The following is a 17,884-nucleotide window of genomic DNA, read 5'->3' on the forward strand; positions in this document are numbered from 1 at the left end:
ATAGATATGAATGATCCTATCGGCGATATGCTCACCCGTATCCGCAACGCGCAAATGCGCGGCAAGTCCACCGTTTCCACCCCGGCTTCCAAGCTGCGCGGCTGGGTTCTGGACGTGCTGGCGGACGAAGGTTACATCCGTGGCTACGAAGCGACGACCGGTGAAAACGGTCATCCGGCCATCGAAATCAGCCTGAAATACTACGAAGGCACCCCTGTTATTCGCGAACTCAAGCGGGTTTCCAAGCCTGGCCGTCGCGTCTACATGGGCGTCAATGACATCCCGCAGGTCCGTCAGGGTCTGGGCGTGTCGATTGTCAGCACTCCGAAAGGTGTGATGTCGGACGCAAACGCTCGCTCCAACAATGTTGGCGGCGAAGTGCTCTGCACCGTCTTCTAAGGAGGTCTGCAATGTCTCGTATTGGTAAAAAACCGGTCGAGCTGCCCAGCGGCGTTACCGCCTCTGTGTCGGGTCAGACCATCGAAGTGAAAGGTCCGAAAGGCACTCGTAGCTTCACCGCCACCGACGACGTTACGTTGTCGGTTGAAGACAACGTGGTCAAGATCGATCCCCGTGGCATGTCCAAGCGTGCGCGACAGCAGTGGGGCATGAGCCGCACCATGGTCGCTAATCTTGTTGAAGGCGTAACAAACGGCTTCAAAAAAGAGCTGGAGATCCAGGGTGTTGGTTACCGGGCTCAGATGCAGGGTAATACCCTGAAGCTGAACCTGGGCTACAGCCATGATGTTGATTTCACTGCTCCGGAAGGTGTCACCATCACCGCGCCGAAGCAGACCGAGATCGTTGTGGAAGGTATCGACCAGCAGCAGGTGGGCGAAGTCGCGGCCAAAATCCGCGAATGGCGCCGTCCCGAGCCGTACAAAGGCAAGGGCATCCGCTATAAGGGCGAGTTCATCTTCCGCAAGGAAGGCAAGAAGAAGTAAGGACGCAGACAATGGCAAACAGCAAAAGAACCCTGTTTCTGAAGCGCCGCCTGCGCGTTCGGAACAAACTTCGCAAGGTTAACGCGGGTCGTCCGCGTCTGTCCGTACACCGTTCGAACAAGAACATCTCTGTTCAGCTGATCGACGACGTACGTGGCGTGACCCTGGCCGCAGCCTCGACCCTGGAAAAGGATCTGGGCGTTGTGGGCAAGAACAACGTCGAAGCGGCCACCAAAGTGGGCGCGGCCATCGCCGAGCGCGCCAAAAAGGCAGGCGTCGAAGAGGCCTATTTCGATCGTGGCGGCTTCCTGTTCCACGGCAAGGTGAAGGCTCTGGCCGACGCCGCGCGTGAAGGTGGTCTGAAGATCTAAGACTTGCGGGCAGCTTTGCGGCTGCCCCGATGATCCGGGGGCCTCGGCGACAGTCGGGGCTCACTTGGATTGAACTAAACGGCGCCGCATGCGCCACATGAGAAAAGGGATGCCAAATGGCAGAACGTGAAAACCGTCGGGGCCGTGGCCGCGATCGTGAAGAAGCGCCGGAATTTGCAGATCGTCTGGTCGCAATCAACCGCGTGTCGAAAACCGTAAAAGGTGGTAAGCGCTTTGGCTTCGCCGCTCTGGTGGTTGTCGGCGATCAGAAAGGCCGCGTCGGCTTTGGCAAGGGTAAAGCAAAAGAAGTACCTGAGGCCATTCGTAAGGCAACCGAACAAGCCAAGCGTCAGATGATCCGCGTGCAACTGCGCGAAGGTCGTACGCTGCACCACGACATCGAGGGCCGTCACGGCGCCGGTAAAGTGGTTATGCGCACCGCACCTGAAGGTACCGGTATCATCGCCGGTGGTCCGATGCGTGCTGTGTTCGAAATGCTGGGCGTTAAGGACGTTGTTTCCAAGTCGCTGGGCTCGCAGAACCCGTACAACATGATCCGTGCCACCATCAACGGCCTGCAAAAAGAGCAGAGCCCGCGTTCGGTTGCCGCACGTCGCGGTAAAAAGGTCGCCGACATCCTGCCCAAGCGGGACGAAGCACCGGCTGCTGCCGAAGCAGAAGCGTAAGGAGAGCGAACAATGGCAAAAACCATCGTCGTCAAGCAGATCGGTTCCCCGATCCGCCGCCCCGCCGAACAGCGCGCAACCCTGATCGGCCTGGGCCTGAACAAGATGAACCGCACCCGCGAGCTGGAGGACACTCCTTCGGTCCGCGGCATGGTCAACAAGATCCCGCATCTGGTTGAGATCATCGAAGAGCGCGGCTAAGCGCAGTCTTTTTTTGAGAATTGAAAGGCCCTCGAAAACTCGGGGGCCTTTTTTCGTGTTTGCGATTATGTTTGTCTGCTGCGAGCCCAACGCAGCTATAAAACATGAGCGCGTTTGCGGTGAAGTGTTACCCCTCCGGAGTGTACCAAATGGGCGAAGTATAAGCCCGTTCTTGTGTGGATGTAGGTACTTCTTCAGGTAGTTCGTCGCCGAACCGAACAGCTTCGTAAACCGTCCATCGCGGCGTGGGGATTTCCAGCACGCGCGCGTAGTAAAAGGCTTTTTGTCCCGGATCAAACTCGGGATCAGACCAGACGGTTATCAATTCCGGCGATCCGATTGAATTCGTGAACGTGCCGGTTTCGACGTCCACGGTATTGCCGACAGGCGGTAGCTTGCCATCGGCACCGATATCCCGATCGCCGGACCAGACGACATCAAAAACCTTTTCTTGTGTCTCACCGGCTTCTGTTAGCCAGCCCTTGACTATCTGAATACGATCCAGATTACCCGAGTACGGATCCTTGAGTGCAGCGACGAGAAAATTCGGCGCAAAGGCATCACCGGGCGCTTCCGGTAGATCTGCCCCCATCGGTACGCCTTTGCCATACCCAATCTCCGCAGGAAGCCGCGATTGAGCATCGTGTTCTTCGAAATCCCATCCCCCGAAGAAACGTACCGTGATCCGACTACCCGTTGTGCCATATACTTCCTTGCGTTCCATCGCGTCGAAAATAGATGCTCGCGTATTTTCCTTGGCCCAAACCGCCGCATAACCAGAGGCAGCCATCTGCCAGCCCAGAATTCTGGTCGCTTCAAACTCGCCGACAACATGCTGCCAGCGCCCAGGCTCAGGTTCCACGCCTGAGTGCTTACCAAAAAAGTTATCTTCCTGGGCTGTCGCCAAGGCCGTGTGACTGTCTGTGGATCCCACGACACCGAACTTGTAAGGGTTGGTCCCAAGCTGCGTCTCAAGCTTCAATCCATTTTTTAAAGCCTCGCGAGCATACTCGTACTGCAACATCCAGTCTTCTTTGGGGACAGGGCCAAGGTTTGCGACGTCCCATGTTTCGTAATCTGCAAACTCGTCATTTGGGCTCAGGAACGGGTGGGCCTCGCCGTCGCCTTTGATCTGAGTAATCTCATACAGTGGCTCCCATTTGGCGCGTCTTTCCGCGTAATCTCCTGTGAGCGGTTCGCCGGTATCGGGGTTTGTCTCGACAGGAAACATCAAACCATTGGAAACATTTCCGTTGTGCGCCAATGCAAGGACGCGCCCGCCTGTCGTTTCTTCGTATCTTTCCATCCAATCCCACAGATCTTCAGGATTGAAAGTCTCGGCAGTCGTAAACGGCAACATTTGCCGCGCCCGAATTTTGTCGTCCCTATAGATGACATTACGGTGCAAGTTGTTACCACCCTCTGTCGACGTCCATTCGTAGCCGATAAACGCTGTGAACGATCCCGGTTGATCATAGGCATCTGCAGTTTCCGTAAAGTCATCCCAAACCGACTGTACAAAACGACGGTCCGCAATAGCCTCTGGCAAAGCTTCACCGGTAATTCCGGCGAAAGTTTCGATAACCTCCATTGTCGCTCCAAGGGCCACATTGCCTCCTTGGTTCAACCTGTCGTTCCAATCGCGTAAAGTTGGGTCGCCCATCAAAGTTGCGTTCCCCGCGACGATCTCGTTCATCGCCCCCATCGCGTCTGAATGGTCTGAAACAACGAGCCAATCGAGCGGGCGAGACAACTTCGCCCGTAGGCCGTGAGAAGTAGTTACTTCTTCTCCACGTGCAAACCGAAACGCGTCTGAAGGCGAAAGAAGTACACCAAACGCACGCGCGTCAAGTGAGAGCGATGTATGCAAGTGGGTGTCGCCCCAAAGAGGTCTAGTTGGAAAGTCACGTCCCGCATAAGGCGAAAACGCATCTGATGCAGGGGCATGCATGTCGGCCTCCGAGATGGTCATTTCACCAACTTGCCCACCCTCGGCGGTTTCTTGTGCCCACGCAGAGGTAGATGACATACAAAGCCAAATAAATAAGGTCGCACTGAAAGGAATTTTCATGGCTATATTCCCTGCTAATCAGACTATAGCTTATGCGACCATTCTCATATGCTTGCTGTCAACCTCGTTTTTGTTTCCGCGAGGAGCATCTGTGCTTGATTGAATTTGTGTGTAACTACCCGAATCCGTCGCCGCAGCTTAGTCTCGTATACCGCGAAATCAAACAGCGGCTTTGCCTGCTGAGCGGACACTCGGTGCATTCAGAGTAGCAGGTGGACCCTGTATTGCCATTCACAAAACGCATACCGGCTAGACCGAAACACGCGTTGTTAGCGTTATCGTCTGCGCCTATCTCACGCCTGTCCAATGAAGGAACAAATCAAGTGACATCGGGGAATGCGCCCCGACATTCGAAAGGATCAAAGATATGGCACATACAGTTACACTGACACATGGCGGCTTCAATCTGAGCGCCCGTATTGCGAACCTGTTTGAGCGCGTGAAAGAAAACCGCGCCCGGGCGACGGAATATAACCGCACCTATACCGAGCTTCAGCGCCTGACCAACCGCGAACTGGATGATATCGGTATTCGTCGCTGCGATATCGCGGATATCGCGCGCGAACACGCCTACTGTGGGTAACACCCCAACCACTCACCGTTGAAGAGGCGCCTATACGGCGCCTCTTTTGGTATTGGGGATGTGATTGAACAATGCTTGCAACCGAGGCCGCAACGCTGTAGAGCGCTCCGGTGGATTTCCGTCCACAAGAATCAAAATCAAGAAATGCCGTGTTTGGCCCATCACGCTTCGGGGGTCACATCCGGCTTAGGAGAAGCGAAATGAAACTGAACGAATTGCGCGACAATCCTGGCGCCGCACCTAAACGCACCCGCGTTGGCCGTGGTCCCGGTTCTGGCAAAGGTAAAATGGGTGGCCGTGGTATCAAAGGCCAGAAATCCCGTTCGGGTGTGGCCATCAATGGCTACGAAGGCGGCCAGATGCCGCTGTACCAGCGCCTGCCCAAGCGTGGCTTCAATAAGCCGAACCGCAAGGCATTCGCCGTTATCAATCTGGGCCTGATCCAGAAATTCGTCGACGCCGGCAAGCTGGACGCCAAAGCTGCGATCACCGAGGACGCTCTGGTTGCGTCCGGTCTGGTCCGCCGCAAGCTGGACGGTGTCCGCGTTCTGGCCAAAGGTGAAATCACCGCCAAAGTGAACCTGGAAGTCACCGGTGCTTCGAAATCTGCTGTTGAAGCGGTTGAGAAAGCGGGCGGCTCACTGACGGTCACAAAAGCTGCTGCGGCAGAGTAAGCGCTTGTGAGCGGGCGCAGACCCGCTTACATAGACCTCAGAGTTTTCCAAGACGCCGCCCGAGCCGGAAAACGGTTCCGGGCGGTGTTTTCATAAGAGAGACCGATTTATGGTATCAGCAGCAGAACAAATGGCAGCCAACACAAGCTGGGCTGCTTTGGGCAAAGCCACCGATCTGCGCAACCGCATCCTGTTCACGCTGGGTTTGTTGATCGTCTATCGTCTGGGCACCTTCATTCCGGTCCCAGGTATCGACGGGCAAGCACTGCGCGAGTTCATGGAGCAAGCGGGGCAAGGCATCGGCGGCATGGTTTCGATGTTCACCGGCGGGGCGCTGGGGCGGATGGGTATCTTTGCCCTCGGCATCATGCCCTATATCTCGGCCTCGATCATCGTGCAGCTGCTGACATCGATGGTTCCCGCGCTCGAACAGCTTAAGAAAGAGGGCGAGCAAGGGCGCAAGAAGATCAACCAATACACCCGTTTCGGTACCGTGGCTCTGGCTACCGTTCAGGCTTATGGTCTGGCGGTTTCGTTGGAATCGGGCGATCTTGCGACCGATCCGGGCATGTTCTTCCGTATGTCGACCATGATCACTTTGGTCGGCGGCACCATGTTCTTGATGTGGCTGGGCGAGCAGATCACCGCACGCGGCATCGGCAACGGTATCTCTCTGATCATCTTCGTCGGCATTATCGCCGAGGTTCCCGCAGCTCTGGCGCAGTTCTTCGCTTCGGGCCGCAGCGGTGCGATCAGCCCCGCCGTGATCGTGGGTGTGATCATCATGGTCATTGCCGTGATCACCTTTGTGGTGTTCATGGAGCGGGCCCTGCGCAAGATCCATATCCAATACCCGCGCCGTCAGGCTGGTATGAAAGTCTACGAAGGCGGCTCCAGCCACCTGCCGGTCAAAGTGAACCCGGCGGGTGTGATCCCTGCGATCTTTGCAAGCTCGCTGCTGTTGCTGCCGGTAACGATCTCGACCTTCTCGTCGGGCGCCACAAATGGCCCGGTGATGTCGTGGCTGCTGGCCAACTTCGGCCCCGGACAGCCGCTTTATCTGCTGTTCTTCGCTTCGATGATCGTGTTCTTCGCCTATTTCTACACGTTCAACGTGTCGTTCAAGCCGGACGATGTGGCGGACAACCTGAAAAAGCAGAACGGTTTTGTGCCGGGTATCCGTCCCGGCAAGAAGACCGCCGAATATCTGGAATACGTGGTCAACCGCGTGCTGGTTCTGGGTTCGGCCTATCTGGCGGCCGTTTGTCTGCTGCCTGAAATCCTGCGGGGCCAGTTTGCTATCCCGTTCTATTTCGGTGGTACCTCGGTTCTGATTATCGTCTCTGTGACCATGGACACGATCCAACAAGTCCAGAGCCACCTGCTGGCGCATCAATACGAAGGGCTGATTGAAAAGTCCCAGCTGCGCGGCAAAGGCAAGAAACGCGGCAGAAAGGGAGCTGCTCGTCGATGAACATCATTCTTCTCGGCCCCCCGGGGGCAGGCAAAGGAACGCAGGCGCGTCACCTGGTTGAAACCCGCGGTATGGTGCAACTCAGCACCGGAGACATGCTGCGCGAGGCGAAAACCTCGGGCACGGAAATGGGCCAGAAGGTTGCTGCGATCATGGACGCGGGCAAGCTGGTCACCGATGAGATCGTGATCGGCCTGATTGAAGAGAAACTGACCACCGAAAAAGGTGCCGGTTTCATCTTTGACGGCTTCCCCCGGACGCTGGCACAGGCAGACGCGCTGTCGGCTCTGCTGACCAAGCTGGGCCAGTCGCTGCATACGGTGATCGAGATGCGTGTGGACGATGACGCGCTGGTGGACCGGATCACGGCGCGGTCAACCTGCGGCGGGTGTGGTGAGGTATATAATGACAACACCAAGCCGATCCCGGCGGATGGAAAATGCACCAATTGCGGCAAGGAAAATGACTTCGTCCGTCGCGCCGACGATAACGAAGACAGCCTTCGTACGCGCCTGATGGAATACTACAAGAAGACCTCGCCGCTGATTGGCTATTACTACGCCAAAGGCGATCTGCGCCCGGTGAACGGGCTGGCGGATATCAAGGAAGTCACCGCGTCGATCGAGGCCGTTCTAGGCTGATATCAATATGGGCTTGACGGCACCGCCAAAAGCCCATATCGACCCCCATCCCTAAAGGGAATCAAGATCGCATGCGGGATTCGTCCCAATTGCCCCGACCACCTCGAATAATACTGGACCCTCTGGCGTCACTGCCACGGTCAAGTGTTGTGAAAAAAGGTTCCGGAGTTACGGAACCGCAACAAAAAGGAAAGTGACACGTGGCACGTATTGCCGGCGTAAACATCCCGACTGCAAAGCGGGTACCAATCGCCCTCACATATATCACCGGTATCGGAAACACTTCGGCCAAAGCGATCTGCGAAGCCGTAGGCATTGAAGCGCACCGTCGCGTCAACGAACTGTCCGACGCCGAAGTTCTGGCCATCCGCGAGCACATCGATGCAAACTTCACCGTTGAAGGTGACCTGCGTCGTGAAGTTCAGATGAACGTCAAGCGCCTGATGGACCTGGGCTGCTATCGCGGACTGCGTCACCGCCGCAACCTGCCGGTTCGCGGTCAGCGTACCCACACCAATGCTCGTACCCGCAAAGGCCCCGCAAAGGCCATTGCCGGTAAGAAGAAATAAGGGAGGGTCTGACCGATGGCACGTGACAAGACTCGCGTTAAGCGCAAAGAGCGTAAGAACATCGCATCGGGCGTTGCCCATGTGAACTCGACCTTCAACAACACCAAGATCCTGATCTCGGACGTACAGGGCAACGCCATCTCGTGGTCGTCTGCCGGTACCATGGGCTTCAAGGGATCGCGGAAATCGACCCCCTACGCCGCTCAGATGGCTGCAGAAGATGCAGGCAAAAAGGCGCAGGAACATGGCGTCAAGACGCTGGAAGTCGAAGTTCAGGGCCCCGGTTCGGGTCGTGAATCGGCTCTGCGTGCGCTGGCTGCAGTGGGCTTCAACATCACGTCGATCCGCGACGTGACCCCGATCGCTCATAACGGCTGCCGTCCGCCGAAGCGTCGTCGCGTCTAAGCGATTTTGAATTAAGCTGGGGCTGTGTTTTTGCACGGCCCCAGCACGTCATTTTGAACCTCGGGCGTCTGCACCTTGTTGGTCATGGGGCGCGGACAGGAATGGAGGGATTACATGATCCATAAGAATTGGGCAGAATTGATCAAGCCGACCCAGCTTGACGGCAAGCCGGGCAACGACCCTGCACGTCAGGCAACCCTGGTTGCCGAGCCGCTGGAGCGTGGCTTTGGTCTGACCCTGGGTAACGCGCTGCGCCGCGTTCTGATGAGCTCGCTGCAAGGCGCGGCCATCACCAGCGTTCAGATCGATAACGTACTGCACGAGTTCTCCTCGGTCGCGGGCGTACGTGAAGACGTCACCGACATCATCCTGAACCTCAAAGGCGTGTCGCTGCGCATGGAAGTCGAAGGCCCCAAGCGCCTGTCGATCAATGCCAAAGGCCCCGCAGTAGTTACCGCTGGCGACATCAGCGAAAGCGCTGGCATCGAGGTTCTGAACCGTGATCACGTCATCTGCCACCTGGATGATGGCGCAGACCTGTTCATGGAGCTGACCGTCAACACCGGCAAGGGCTATGTCTCGGCTGAGAAGAACAAGCCCGAAGACGCACCCATCGGCCTGATCCCGATCGACGCGATCTATTCGCCGGTCAAAAAGGTTGCTTATGACGTTCAGCCGACCCGCGAAGGTCAGGTTCTGGACTATGACAAGCTGACCCTGAAGATCGACACCGACGGTTCGATCACGCCGGAAGACGCGCTGGCATTCGCCGCACGCATCCTACAGGATCAGCTGTCAATCTTCGTCAACTTCGACGAGCCGGAATCGGCTGGCCGCCAGGACGAGGACGATGGTCTGGAGTTCAACCCGCTGCTGCTGAAGAAAGTGGACGAGCTGGAACTGTCGGTCCGTTCGGCAAACTGCCTGAAGAACGACAACATCGTTTACATCGGCGATCTGATCCAGAAGACCGAAGCCGAGATGCTGCGCACTCCGAACTTCGGCCGCAAGTCGCTGAACGAGATCAAGGAAGTGCTATCCGGCATGGGTCTGCACCTCGGCATGGATGTCGAGGACTGGCCGCCCGACAACATCGAAGATCTGGCCAAGAAATTCGAAGACGCGTTCTAAGCGCGTCTTCACAAATGCCCGGGCTGCCGGGGACCATATGGGCACTTCCGCCCCAAGGAGAGCCGGTGACACGCATCGCCGGCCAGACAAAGCAAAACGCGAAAGAAGGAACTAGAAAATGCGTCACGCACGTGGTTATCGCCGCCTGAACCGTACTCATGAGCACCGCAAAGCTCTGTTTGCAAACATGGCTGGCTCGCTCATCGAGCATGAGCAAATCAAAACAACTCTGCCCAAGGCAAAAGAACTGCGCCCGATCGTTGAAAAACTGATCACTCTGGGCAAGCGCGGCGACCTGCACGCCCGCCGTCAGGCCGCAGCACAGCTGAAAGAAGACAAAGACGTCGCCAAGCTGTTCGAAGTTCTGGGCCCTCGTTACGCCGAGCGTCAGGGCGGTTATGTCCGTATCCTAAAAGCAGGCTTCCGCTATGGTGACATGGCACCGATGGCGATCATCGAATTCGTTGACCGCGACATCGACGCCAAAGGCGCAGCTGACAAAGCTCGTGTTGCCGCCGAAGAGGCCGCAGACGAAGAATAAGCCTTGGCTATATCTGAGTCTCAGCCCCCGCGTCGCAGACGCGGGGGTTTTCTTTTGCTCCGTGTGAAAATCCAAGTCGGCCTAAATTTAATTGCTTTCGGCTTTCAGGATACCATCCGCTGACGCTCCCGCGGACAAATTGGCGTCAGAGAAATCCTCTGTCTCTGGCAGTTCCAGATGAAGAGACGAGGTGTGATCGATTTCGATCTTTCCCCGGGTCAATGTGTAATCAAGTACGTGCCCACCGGTGGTCCGGTCGTCAGAGATGAAATGCAAGTGGTAACCCGGTACGCCGATCCCGACTGCGTAGTCAGGGCAGCGGAACCCGAGAATAGTTCCCTCCACGTTTTCCAATTCAAACTCGGCCTGCGTTTTGACCACTTCCAGCAAAGGTTTGTATGGCCGTTCCTGTTTCAAAACGTTTCGATACCTAATGTGTTTGATCAATCCGGTGAAACGAACCGCATAAAACAGGTTCTTTGCATCGGCCATGTCATCCAAACCCTCCTCGAAACCGTATTTGTTAACCGGAGAATCCAACGCAAGCGAAATCGTTGGTTCAAAGTCAATGACGGCTGCGTATGGTGTTAGCGCGCCGTTATCCGCAATTGTCGCTTTGCCTTCCCCATCCAGGCGATAAGCGACACCATCCAGCACCACCATTTCTCCGTCCAGGGCGTTGAACGTGCCGAGACCGAAATCTCCGTGTTCCAGCAGCTGACCGATGGAAACAGTCCCGTCATAGACGCCCTGCATGACGGCACTCAGTAGTGAGGCCTGGTAATACTCGTGGGCGTGCTCTTCCCGCACAAAGCTCTTTTTTTGATGATGAGAGGCAAGGGCCGTTGCAAAGGTCAACTCCCGGTCTTTGTGCATGGTCGTTCCCTCTGATTGGATTCAGCGCCAAGTCCAACACATAGCACAATTCCCTGTGAAACTTTTCCAACGCTTTGCGAAGCCATAATGCTCAAGCAGGATATTTGAGCGAATAGCTCAAAAGAAAGCGGTAGGTCCTCAGCATTGTCGAAGGCAGCGGGTTATGTCGCTTGCAATCTTTGCATCGGCCCCGCATATCCGGTTGGCGATATTGCCGGAGGGCCGATGATGCTAAGACTATTGTGTTTCCTAGTATTGCTGATGGGCGCAATACCGGCAGCCGCAGAGACTCAGGTACCAAAAAGCCAGACCGAAATCAGCCTCGGGTTCGCCCCTGTCGTAAAGCAGGCTGCCCCGGCGGTTGTGAACATCTACGCCAAGATTGTGCGCGAAGGGCGGGCAAATCCGCTGTTCTCTGACCCGTTCTTTCAGGACTTCTTTGGCCGTGGATTTGGGACGCCACGCCCCCGTGTGCAGAATTCGCTGGGCTCTGGCGTGATCCTCACTGGTGATGGGTATGTAGTGTCAAACTACCACGTTGTGGGGATGGCATCGGAAATTCAGGTCGTGACTACCGACCGTCGTGAATTCACTGCCGAAGTGGTTTTGGGCGACAAAGAAAGCGACATTGCAATCTTGCGGCTGAATGAGGCAAGCGATCTGCCGTTCCTGCAGATGCGCGATTCCGATCAGGTCGAGGTCGGAGAATTGACGCTGGCGATCGGCAATCCGTTCGGCGTCGGCCAAACTGTTTCGTCAGGTATTATTTCAGGGCTGGCGCGCACAGGAACCGCAACCGGAAACGCAAGAGGGTACTTCATTCAAACCGATGCGGCGATCAACCCGGGCAATTCCGGTGGCGCGCTGATCGATGTGAATGGTGATCTGATTGGTATCAATACTTCAATCCTGACCCGCTCGGGCGGGTCGAACGGTATCGGCTTTGCCATTCCGGCCAATTTGGTAGCCGAATTCCTGCGTCAGGCGCAGGCGGGCAATGAGAACTTTGTCAGCCCTTGGGCGGGTATGGCCGGTCAGCACATGAGCGCGGATATTGCCGAGTCTCTGGGCATGGTCATTCCTTTGGGTGTCGTGATTTCCGACTTGCATGAACTGAGCCCGCTTGCCGAAGCGGGCCTTCGGGTTGGCGATGTCGTCACCCATGTCGACGGGGACGAGGTGAATTCTCCGGCCGAGATGAAATTTCGCATGGCGGTTGCCGGGGTGGGTGGAAAGTCGGTCCTGACCCGGCTGCGCGGTGAAGACCGCTCGGACATCGAAGTGGCGCTGATCCGGCCGCCTGAAACGCCTGCTGCGGATGAGACCACGTTGGACGAAGATACGGTGATGCCGGGTCTGATCGTCTCGGGCGTAAATCCGGCGGTGATTGTTAAGCTTGGCTTGTCGCTGTCTCAGACCGGCGTCGTGGTGGTTGATCCGAACCGCTATGGCGGGCGCTCAGGATTGCGTGTGGGCGATGTCATAAAAGGTATCAACGGAGCCAGAACCGAGACACCGGAGGATGTCGTTCAGGCCCTGACCGATCCAGGTCGCCGGGTGCAGGTCGAGATTGAACGGGGAGGCCGGTCAATCTCAGTGCGGTTCAGGCTGTAAGACGTGAGTGATCTGTTCGATACCGGTTCTGCCGAACCAACCGCGTCGCCGCACAGGCCGCTTGCCGATCGCTTGCGCCCTCAATCCCTGTCTGAGGTGATCGGGCAAGAGCAGGTGTTGGGGCCGGATGCGCCGCTGGGGGTGATGCTAGCCTCGGGTAGCTTGTCCAGCCTGATCTTCTGGGGCCCGCCGGGTGTGGGAAAGACAACCATTGCCCGGTTGCTGGCGCAGGAAACCGATCTGCATTTCGTACAGATCAGCGCGATCTTCACCGGTGTCCCGGATCTGAAGAAGGTGTTCGAGGCTGCCAAAATCCGTCGGCAAAACGGACAGGGCACTTTGCTGTTCGTTGACGAGATCCACCGTTTCAACAAAGCGCAGCAAGACGGGTTCTTGCCGCATATGGAGGACGGTACGATCCTGCTGGTTGGCGCAACCACCGAAAACCCCTCATTCGAACTGAATGCTGCTGTTCTCAGCCGGTCTCAGGTGCTGGTACTGGAGCGTCTCAGCCTCGCCGATCTTGAGCGGCTGACCCAACGCGCCGAGAAAGAGCTGGACCGAGCTTTGCCCCTGACACCTGCAGCCCGAGAAGCGTTGCAGGAGATGGCAGATGGTGACGGCCGGGCGCTGTTGAACCTGATTGAGCAGGTCGCTGCTTGGAAAGTCGATACTGCTCTGGACTCGGATGCATTGTCGACGCGCCTGATGCGCCGGGCTGCGAAATACGACAAATCGGGGGATGAGCATTACAATCTGATCTCGGCCCTGCACAAATCGGTGCGCGGATCGGATCCCGACGCGGCGCTCTATTGGTTTGCGCGGATGCTGACCGGCGGCGAAGACCCGCGCTATCTGGCGCGCAGGATCACACGGATGGCGGTTGAAGATATCGGTTTGGCCGATCCGCAGGCGCAATCGATCTGTTTGCACAGTTGGGAGACCTATGAACGGCTGGGCTCGCCCGAGGGCGAATTGGCGCTGGCTCAGGCGGTGGTCTATCTCGCGCTCGCTCCGAAATCGAACGGCGCTTATGTGGGCTATAAAGCGGCGATGCGTCTGGCCAAGCAATCGGGCAGTGAACCGCCGCCCAAACATATCCTGAACGCTCCGACATCGCTGATGAAGGATCAGGGATATGGTGCAGGGTATGCCTATGACCACGATGCCGAAGATGGGTTCTCGGGTCAGAACTATTTCCCGGATGATATGAAGCGCCCGGTTCTCTATCAGCCGGTAGAGCGTGGTTTTGAGCGCGAGCTGAAAAAACGGCTGGAATACTTCGCCAAGCTGAGAACGCAACGCAATCAGGGCTAGACTTGACTCTGCACCCGATGCGCGCGACAGACGCGCATGATTTCTAAGGCACTGAAACAAGCACAATCCGGGCGGATCAGCCGTGCGGAACAAGGGGCAATGGCATGAGCGGCGTACAGGTGATCACCGTAGCAGAGGGGGATGGCGACCAGCGGCTGGATCGTTGGCTGCGCCGCCTGTTTCCTCATGTCAGCCAGGGCCGGATCGAGAAGATGTGCCGCAAGGGTGAACTGCGCGTAGATGGCAGTCGGGTCAAAGCTTCGACGCGGTTAGAGGTCGGGCAGTCCGTGCGTGTGCCGCCGCTGCCAGACGCCGACCATAAGCCCGCTGTCGTAAAGCATCGTGTTTCGGACGCTGACGCAAAGATGATCCAGTCTTGCGTGATTTATAAAGACGATCACGTGCTGGCGCTGAACAAGCCGCATGGGCTGCCGGTTCAAGGTGGCAGTGGTCAGACCCGCCATGTGGATAGCCTGTCTGAGGCATTGCGCTTTGGGTATGACGAGAACCCGCGCCTTGTGCATCGGCTGGACAAAGACACCTCGGGCGTACTGCTGTTGGCCCGCACGCGCGAGGCTGCCAAGGGGCTGACCGCTGCGTTCCGGCATCGTAACACCCAGAAAATCTATTGGGCGCTCGTTGCCGGGGTGCCGACGCCTTATTTGGGAGAGATCAAGACCGGGCTGGTCAAGGCTCCGGGACATGGCAAACAGGGTGAAGGCGAGAAGATGATCGCTGTTCATCCGAGCGAAGTGAACGATACGCCCGGCGCGAAACGTGCGCATACGCTCTATGCAACGCTGTATCGCGTTGCAGGGCGGGCAGCCTGGGTCGCGATGGAGCCGGTGACGGGGCGGACCCATCAGCTGCGCGCACATATGGCGGCGATCGGTCACCCGATCATTGGCGATGGGAAATATGGCGGCTCGGGGCAGGAAAACCTCGGCGATGGCTGGGGCGCGCAGTTGGGAGGTATCATCAGCAAAAAGCTGCACCTCCACGCCCGCAGCCTGTCCTTTGAACACCCGATGACCCGCAAACCCATCTCGCTTACGGCGCCTTTACCGGATCATATGAAACACAGCTGGGATACGCTGGGCTGGACCGAAGACCTCGCTGCAGATGATCCGTTTGAGGAGTTGCGATGAACGCCCCATTGCGGCTAGTCCTGTTTGATGTGGATGGCACTCTGGTCGATAGTCAGGGTGCCATTGTTTCGGCAATGACCGCCTGTTTTCAGGCGCAGTCACTACCGGTCCCGGACCGTGACGCCATCCTGTCCATCGTCGGTTTATCTCTGCCCCATGCAATGGCGCGTCTGGCAGCAGATCAGTCCGAGCGGATACAAAGCGCATTGGTTGACGGATATAAGCAGGCCTATCACGCGCAAAGGTTGGAGCAGGGCGCCGCAAGCTCGCCGCTTTATCCCGGTGCGCGCCAAGTGATTGAGGCTCTTCACGCTCAGCCCGAGGTTCTTTTGGGAGTGGCCACAGGCAAATCTCAGCGCGGGCTTGATGCGCTGCTTGAAGGGCATGGGTTGCAGCAGCATTTCATTACTCGTCAGGTTGCAGATCACCACCCGTCCAAGCCGCACCCGTCGATGATAGAAACAGCTTTGGCTGAAACGGGCGTGCCGGCTGCGCAAGCCGTCATGGTGGGCGACACCAGCTTTGACATGGATATGGCCGCAGCCGCGCAGGTTGCCGGGATCGGTGTCAGCTGGGGTTATCACGATCGTCGGGTACTGACGGCTGCGACACATGTGATCGAAACATTCGAAGAATTGCCAGGCGCACTGGCCAAGATCTGGGGCTAAAGAGATGAGCGACTGGAAACCCAAACGCTTCTGGACGACAAGCACGGTCGTTGAGACCGACGTGGGCTATACGGTTGAACTGGATGGTCGACGGGTCAAAACGCCCGCCAAGGCTGCGCTGGACCTGCCCACGCGTGCCATGGCCGAGGCCGTTGCACGGGAATGGGATGCACAGGAAAAGGAAATCGATCCGACCACGATGCCATTCACCCGTTCGGCCAATGCGGCGATCGACAAGGTGCGGCACCAGCATGGTGAGGTTGCCGATATGCTGGCCGATTACGGCGACTCGGATCTGCTGTGTTATCGGGCGACCCATCCCGAAACGTTGCAGCAGCGGCAGTCCGAGGCCTGGGATCCTGCATTGGATTGGGCTGCGGACGCGCTGGGCGCGCGGTTGATCCCGCGTGCAGGGGTGGTGCATCAACCGCAAGCTGCCGAGGTGCTGCAAGGCCTGCGTGACCGGGTGCATGGACTGAATGCGTTCCAGCTGGCGGCGTTTCATGACCTCGTCAGCCTGTCGGGGTCATTGATTCTTGGTTTTGCCGCTGCGCAGAATTGGCGCAAACCGGACGAGATATGGCGCATTTCTCGGCTGGACGAGCTTTGGCAGATCGAACAATGGGGCCACGACGATGAGGCACATGCTGCCGCCGAAGTGAAACGGGCCGCCTTTCTGCACGCAAAGCAGTTCTTTGACCTCTCGTTCTGAGACGGATTCTCGTCAAATCGTGAATTTGTGTCCGATTCTGGCAGAAAAGACCTATCGTTTTCCCTGATCCAGCCCTTGACGTTTGTTGATGAATACGCCCAAACTCGGGCCACTAAAGGGGAGACACCTTTTGGGTAACCTTTCTGGCGCCTATGCGCCGGATCGAACCGTTCCATTCAGGGATGGAAAATCAGGAAGAGGTAAAAATGAAAAAATCCGTAATTTTGGGCGTGGCAACCATTGCCGGCCTGGCTGCTGGCGCAGCTGCAGCGGGTACCGTTGACGACGTGAAAGCCCGCGGCAAGCTGAACTGCGGCGTCGCAACCGGCGTACCCGGCTTTGCCAGCCCCGATGCCAATGGTGAGTGGCAGGGTTTTGACGTGGCCGTATGCCGCGCGGTAGCCGCTGCCGTTCTGGACGACCCAAGCGCCGTTGAGTTCATCCCGACCACCGGTAAAACACGTTTCACCGCGCTGGCTTCGGGCGAGATTGACATGCTGGCCCGTAACACCACGTGGACCTTCAGCCGCGACGTCGACCTGAAGTTCGAATTCGTCGGCATCAACTACTACGATGGTCAGGGCTTCATGGTTCCCAAGGCACTGGGCGTCAGCTCGGCCAAGGAACTGGACGGTGCAACCGTTTGCATCCAGACCGGCACCACAACTGAGCTTAACCTGGCGGATTTCTTCCGCATCAACAACATGAGCTACGAGCCGGTTCCGATCGAAACCAACGCCGAAGCGCAGCAGCAGTATCTGGCTGGTGCCTGTGACGTTTACACCACCGACGCATCGGGTCTGGCTGCTACGCGCGCCACCTTTGAAAACGCAGGCGACCACGTGATCCTGCCCGAAATCATCTCGAAAGAGCCGCTGGGCCCGCTGGTCCGTCACGGCGATCACGAGTGGGGCGATGTGGTCCGCTGGACCCTGAACGCACTGATCGCAGCGGAAGAGCTGGGTGTAACCTCGGCGAACATCGACGAGATGTCCAGCGGTGCCACCGACAACCCAGAGGTAAACCGCCTGTTGGGTACCGAAGGTACGCTGGGTGAGATGCTGGGTCTGGACGCGAACTGGGCACAGCGTGCGATCAAAGTCGGCGGTAACTACGGCGAAGTGTTTGCCAAGAACATCGGTGAGGAAACCCCGATCGGTCTGGCACGCGGCCTGAACGCACAGTGGACCGATGGTGGCCTGCTGTACGCACCGCCTTTCCGCTAAGATCCACGGAAAAGGGCGCGGGGGAACCCGCG

General features: G+C 57.4%; 21 protein-coding genes. 19 read left to right on the forward strand and 2 right to left on the reverse strand.

Annotated elements, in window-relative coordinates:
* Positions 1-6 precede the first annotated feature (6 nt).
* The 5 genes from rpsH to rpmD all read left to right on the forward strand — a co-directional run bounded on the left by rpsH (position 7) and on the right by rpmD (position 2,202).
* Entirely contained in the window at positions 7-399 is a 393-nt protein-coding gene (gene rpsH, locus ACR0AU_RS18005; protein ID WP_010437099.1) for a 30S ribosomal protein S8, read from the forward strand.
* An 11-nt stretch (positions 400-410) separates the two neighbouring features.
* Complete coding sequence (gene rplF / locus ACR0AU_RS18010) at positions 411-944, forward strand: 50S ribosomal protein L6 (RefSeq protein ID WP_170392896.1); 534 nt, start codon at positions 411-413, stop codon at positions 942-944.
* Positions 945-955: 11 nt separating this feature from the next.
* Positions 956-1,315 (forward strand): 50S ribosomal protein L18, encoded by a 360-nt coding sequence (gene rplR, locus ACR0AU_RS18015; protein ID WP_170392895.1) that lies wholly within the window; start codon positions 956-958, stop codon positions 1,313-1,315.
* A gap of 116 nt (positions 1,316-1,431) precedes the next feature.
* Positions 1,432-2,001 (forward strand): 30S ribosomal protein S5, encoded by a 570-nt coding sequence (gene rpsE / locus ACR0AU_RS18020; RefSeq protein WP_155148691.1) that lies wholly within the window; start codon positions 1,432-1,434, stop codon positions 1,999-2,001.
* A gap of 12 nt (positions 2,002-2,013) precedes the next feature.
* Positions 2,014-2,202, forward strand: coding sequence for a 50S ribosomal protein L30 (gene rpmD / locus ACR0AU_RS18025; protein WP_039538297.1), 189 nt, complete (start codon positions 2,014-2,016; stop codon positions 2,200-2,202).
* 127 nt (positions 2,203-2,329) lie between these two features.
* Here rpmD and ACR0AU_RS18030 read toward each other — a convergent pair whose 3' ends face one another.
* Positions 2,330-4,153 (reverse strand): DUF3604 domain-containing protein, encoded by a 1,824-nt coding sequence (locus ACR0AU_RS18030; RefSeq protein ID WP_480796041.1) that lies wholly within the window; start codon positions 4,151-4,153, stop codon positions 2,330-2,332.
* Positions 4,154-4,640: 487 nt separating this feature from the next.
* Between ACR0AU_RS18030 and ACR0AU_RS18035 the strand changes: the two genes are divergently transcribed.
* The 8 genes from ACR0AU_RS18035 (at position 4,641) to rplQ (ending at position 10,291) form a co-directional block, all read left to right on the forward strand.
* Positions 4,641-4,856: a DUF1127 domain-containing protein gene (locus ACR0AU_RS18035; RefSeq protein ID WP_170663167.1), complete on the forward strand. Its 216-nt coding sequence runs from the start codon at positions 4,641-4,643 to the stop codon at positions 4,854-4,856.
* A 200-nt stretch (positions 4,857-5,056) separates the two neighbouring features.
* On the forward strand, positions 5,057-5,530 hold the full coding sequence (gene rplO, locus ACR0AU_RS18040; RefSeq protein ID WP_170567425.1) for a 50S ribosomal protein L15: 474 nt from the start codon (positions 5,057-5,059) through the stop codon (positions 5,528-5,530).
* 109 nt (positions 5,531-5,639) lie between these two features.
* Entirely contained in the window at positions 5,640-7,004 is a 1,365-nt protein-coding gene (secY, locus tag ACR0AU_RS18045; protein WP_170392890.1) for a preprotein translocase subunit SecY, read from the forward strand.
* Positions 7,001-7,645, forward strand: a complete 645-nt coding sequence (locus ACR0AU_RS18050) for an adenylate kinase (RefSeq protein ID WP_170424551.1) — start codon at positions 7,001-7,003, stop codon at positions 7,643-7,645. Before secY ends, ACR0AU_RS18050 begins: the two co-directional genes overlap by 4 nt.
* Positions 7,646-7,845: 200 nt before the next feature.
* On the forward strand, positions 7,846-8,214 hold the full coding sequence (gene rpsM / locus ACR0AU_RS18055) for a 30S ribosomal protein S13 (protein ID WP_008757392.1): 369 nt from the start codon (positions 7,846-7,848) through the stop codon (positions 8,212-8,214).
* A gap of 15 nt (positions 8,215-8,229) precedes the next feature.
* A complete protein-coding gene (rpsK, locus tag ACR0AU_RS18060; protein ID WP_008757289.1) occupies positions 8,230-8,619 on the forward strand; it encodes a 30S ribosomal protein S11 in 390 nt (129 codons plus the stop codon).
* A gap of 114 nt (positions 8,620-8,733) precedes the next feature.
* Positions 8,734-9,750, forward strand: coding sequence for a DNA-directed RNA polymerase subunit alpha (locus ACR0AU_RS18065; RefSeq protein ID WP_010437127.1), 1,017 nt, complete (start codon positions 8,734-8,736; stop codon positions 9,748-9,750).
* 118 nt (positions 9,751-9,868) lie between these two features.
* Complete coding sequence (gene rplQ, locus ACR0AU_RS18070) at positions 9,869-10,291, forward strand: 50S ribosomal protein L17 (protein WP_170392888.1); 423 nt, start codon at positions 9,869-9,871, stop codon at positions 10,289-10,291.
* An 87-nt stretch (positions 10,292-10,378) separates the two neighbouring features.
* Here the strand turns inward: rplQ and budA are convergent, their stop codons facing one another.
* Positions 10,379-11,167 carry an acetolactate decarboxylase gene (gene budA, locus ACR0AU_RS18075; RefSeq protein WP_480796042.1) on the reverse strand — a complete coding sequence of 263 codons (789 nt, stop codon included), beginning with the start codon at positions 11,165-11,167 and terminating at the stop codon, positions 10,379-10,381.
* A gap of 228 nt (positions 11,168-11,395) precedes the next feature.
* Here budA and ACR0AU_RS18080 point away from each other — a divergent pair, with 228 nt between their 5' ends.
* The 6 genes from ACR0AU_RS18080 to ACR0AU_RS18105 all read left to right on the forward strand — a co-directional run bounded on the left by ACR0AU_RS18080 (position 11,396) and on the right by ACR0AU_RS18105 (position 17,852).
* Positions 11,396-12,781, forward strand: coding sequence for a trypsin-like peptidase domain-containing protein (locus tag ACR0AU_RS18080; protein ID WP_170733976.1), 1,386 nt, complete (start codon positions 11,396-11,398; stop codon positions 12,779-12,781).
* Between the two features lie 3 nt (positions 12,782-12,784).
* A complete protein-coding gene (locus ACR0AU_RS18085; protein WP_170733977.1) occupies positions 12,785-14,098 on the forward strand; it encodes a replication-associated recombination protein A in 1,314 nt (437 codons plus the stop codon).
* Between the two features lie 104 nt (positions 14,099-14,202).
* Positions 14,203-15,246 carry an RluA family pseudouridine synthase gene (locus tag ACR0AU_RS18090; RefSeq protein WP_170733978.1) on the forward strand — a complete coding sequence of 348 codons (1,044 nt, stop codon included), beginning with the start codon at positions 14,203-14,205 and terminating at the stop codon, positions 15,244-15,246.
* Positions 15,243-15,914 (forward strand): HAD-IA family hydrolase, encoded by a 672-nt coding sequence (locus tag ACR0AU_RS18095; protein ID WP_170392884.1) that lies wholly within the window; start codon positions 15,243-15,245, stop codon positions 15,912-15,914. Before ACR0AU_RS18090 ends, ACR0AU_RS18095 begins: the two co-directional genes overlap by 4 nt.
* Before the next feature lie 4 nt (positions 15,915-15,918).
* Positions 15,919-16,626, forward strand: a complete 708-nt coding sequence (locus ACR0AU_RS18100; protein WP_170392883.1) for an ATP12 family protein — start codon at positions 15,919-15,921, stop codon at positions 16,624-16,626.
* Between the two features lie 206 nt (positions 16,627-16,832).
* Entirely contained in the window at positions 16,833-17,852 is a 1,020-nt protein-coding gene (locus tag ACR0AU_RS18105; protein ID WP_170392882.1) for an amino acid ABC transporter substrate-binding protein, read from the forward strand.
* The last annotated feature ends 32 nt before the right edge of the window (positions 17,853-17,884 follow it).

This window comes from Ruegeria sp. CG1, from assembly GCF_056537265.1.

Bases quoted from the DNA above. Each gene is read 5' to 3' on its own strand.
- rpmD (WP_039538297.1), top strand. From the start codon at position 2,014: ATGGCAAAAACCATCGTCGTCAAGCAGATCGGTTCCCCGATCCGCCGC.
- rpsH (WP_010437099.1), top strand. From the start codon at position 7: ATGAATGATCCTATCGGCGATATGCTCACCCGTATCCGCAACGCGCAA.
- ACR0AU_RS18080 (WP_170733976.1), top strand. From the start codon at position 11,396: ATGCTAAGACTATTGTGTTTCCTAGTATTGCTGATGGGCGCAATACCG.
- rplR (WP_170392895.1), top strand. From the start codon at position 956: ATGGCAAACAGCAAAAGAACCCTGTTTCTGAAGCGCCGCCTGCGCGTT.
- ACR0AU_RS18105 (WP_170392882.1), top strand. From the start codon at position 16,833: ATGAAAAAATCCGTAATTTTGGGCGTGGCAACCATTGCCGGCCTGGCT.
- ACR0AU_RS18095 (WP_170392884.1), top strand. From the start codon at position 15,243: ATGAACGCCCCATTGCGGCTAGTCCTGTTTGATGTGGATGGCACTCTG.
- ACR0AU_RS18030 (WP_480796041.1), bottom strand. From the start codon at position 4,153: ATGCATGCCCCTGCATCAGATGCGTTTTCGCCTTATGCGGGACGTGAC.
- ACR0AU_RS18065 (WP_010437127.1), top strand. From the start codon at position 8,734: ATGATCCATAAGAATTGGGCAGAATTGATCAAGCCGACCCAGCTTGAC.
- rplQ (WP_170392888.1), top strand. From the start codon at position 9,869: ATGCGTCACGCACGTGGTTATCGCCGCCTGAACCGTACTCATGAGCAC.
- ACR0AU_RS18035 (WP_170663167.1), top strand. From the start codon at position 4,641: ATGGCACATACAGTTACACTGACACATGGCGGCTTCAATCTGAGCGCC.
- rplF (WP_170392896.1), top strand. From the start codon at position 411: ATGTCTCGTATTGGTAAAAAACCGGTCGAGCTGCCCAGCGGCGTTACC.
- rpsK (WP_008757289.1), top strand. From the start codon at position 8,230: ATGGCACGTGACAAGACTCGCGTTAAGCGCAAAGAGCGTAAGAACATC.
- ACR0AU_RS18090 (WP_170733978.1), top strand. From the start codon at position 14,203: ATGAGCGGCGTACAGGTGATCACCGTAGCAGAGGGGGATGGCGACCAG.
- ACR0AU_RS18050 (WP_170424551.1), top strand. From the start codon at position 7,001: ATGAACATCATTCTTCTCGGCCCCCCGGGGGCAGGCAAAGGAACGCAG.
- rpsE (WP_155148691.1), top strand. From the start codon at position 1,432: ATGGCAGAACGTGAAAACCGTCGGGGCCGTGGCCGCGATCGTGAAGAA.
- secY (WP_170392890.1), top strand. From the start codon at position 5,640: ATGGTATCAGCAGCAGAACAAATGGCAGCCAACACAAGCTGGGCTGCT.
- rplO (WP_170567425.1), top strand. From the start codon at position 5,057: ATGAAACTGAACGAATTGCGCGACAATCCTGGCGCCGCACCTAAACGC.
- budA (WP_480796042.1), bottom strand. From the start codon at position 11,167: ATGCACAAAGACCGGGAGTTGACCTTTGCAACGGCCCTTGCCTCTCAT.
- ACR0AU_RS18100 (WP_170392883.1), top strand. From the start codon at position 15,919: ATGAGCGACTGGAAACCCAAACGCTTCTGGACGACAAGCACGGTCGTT.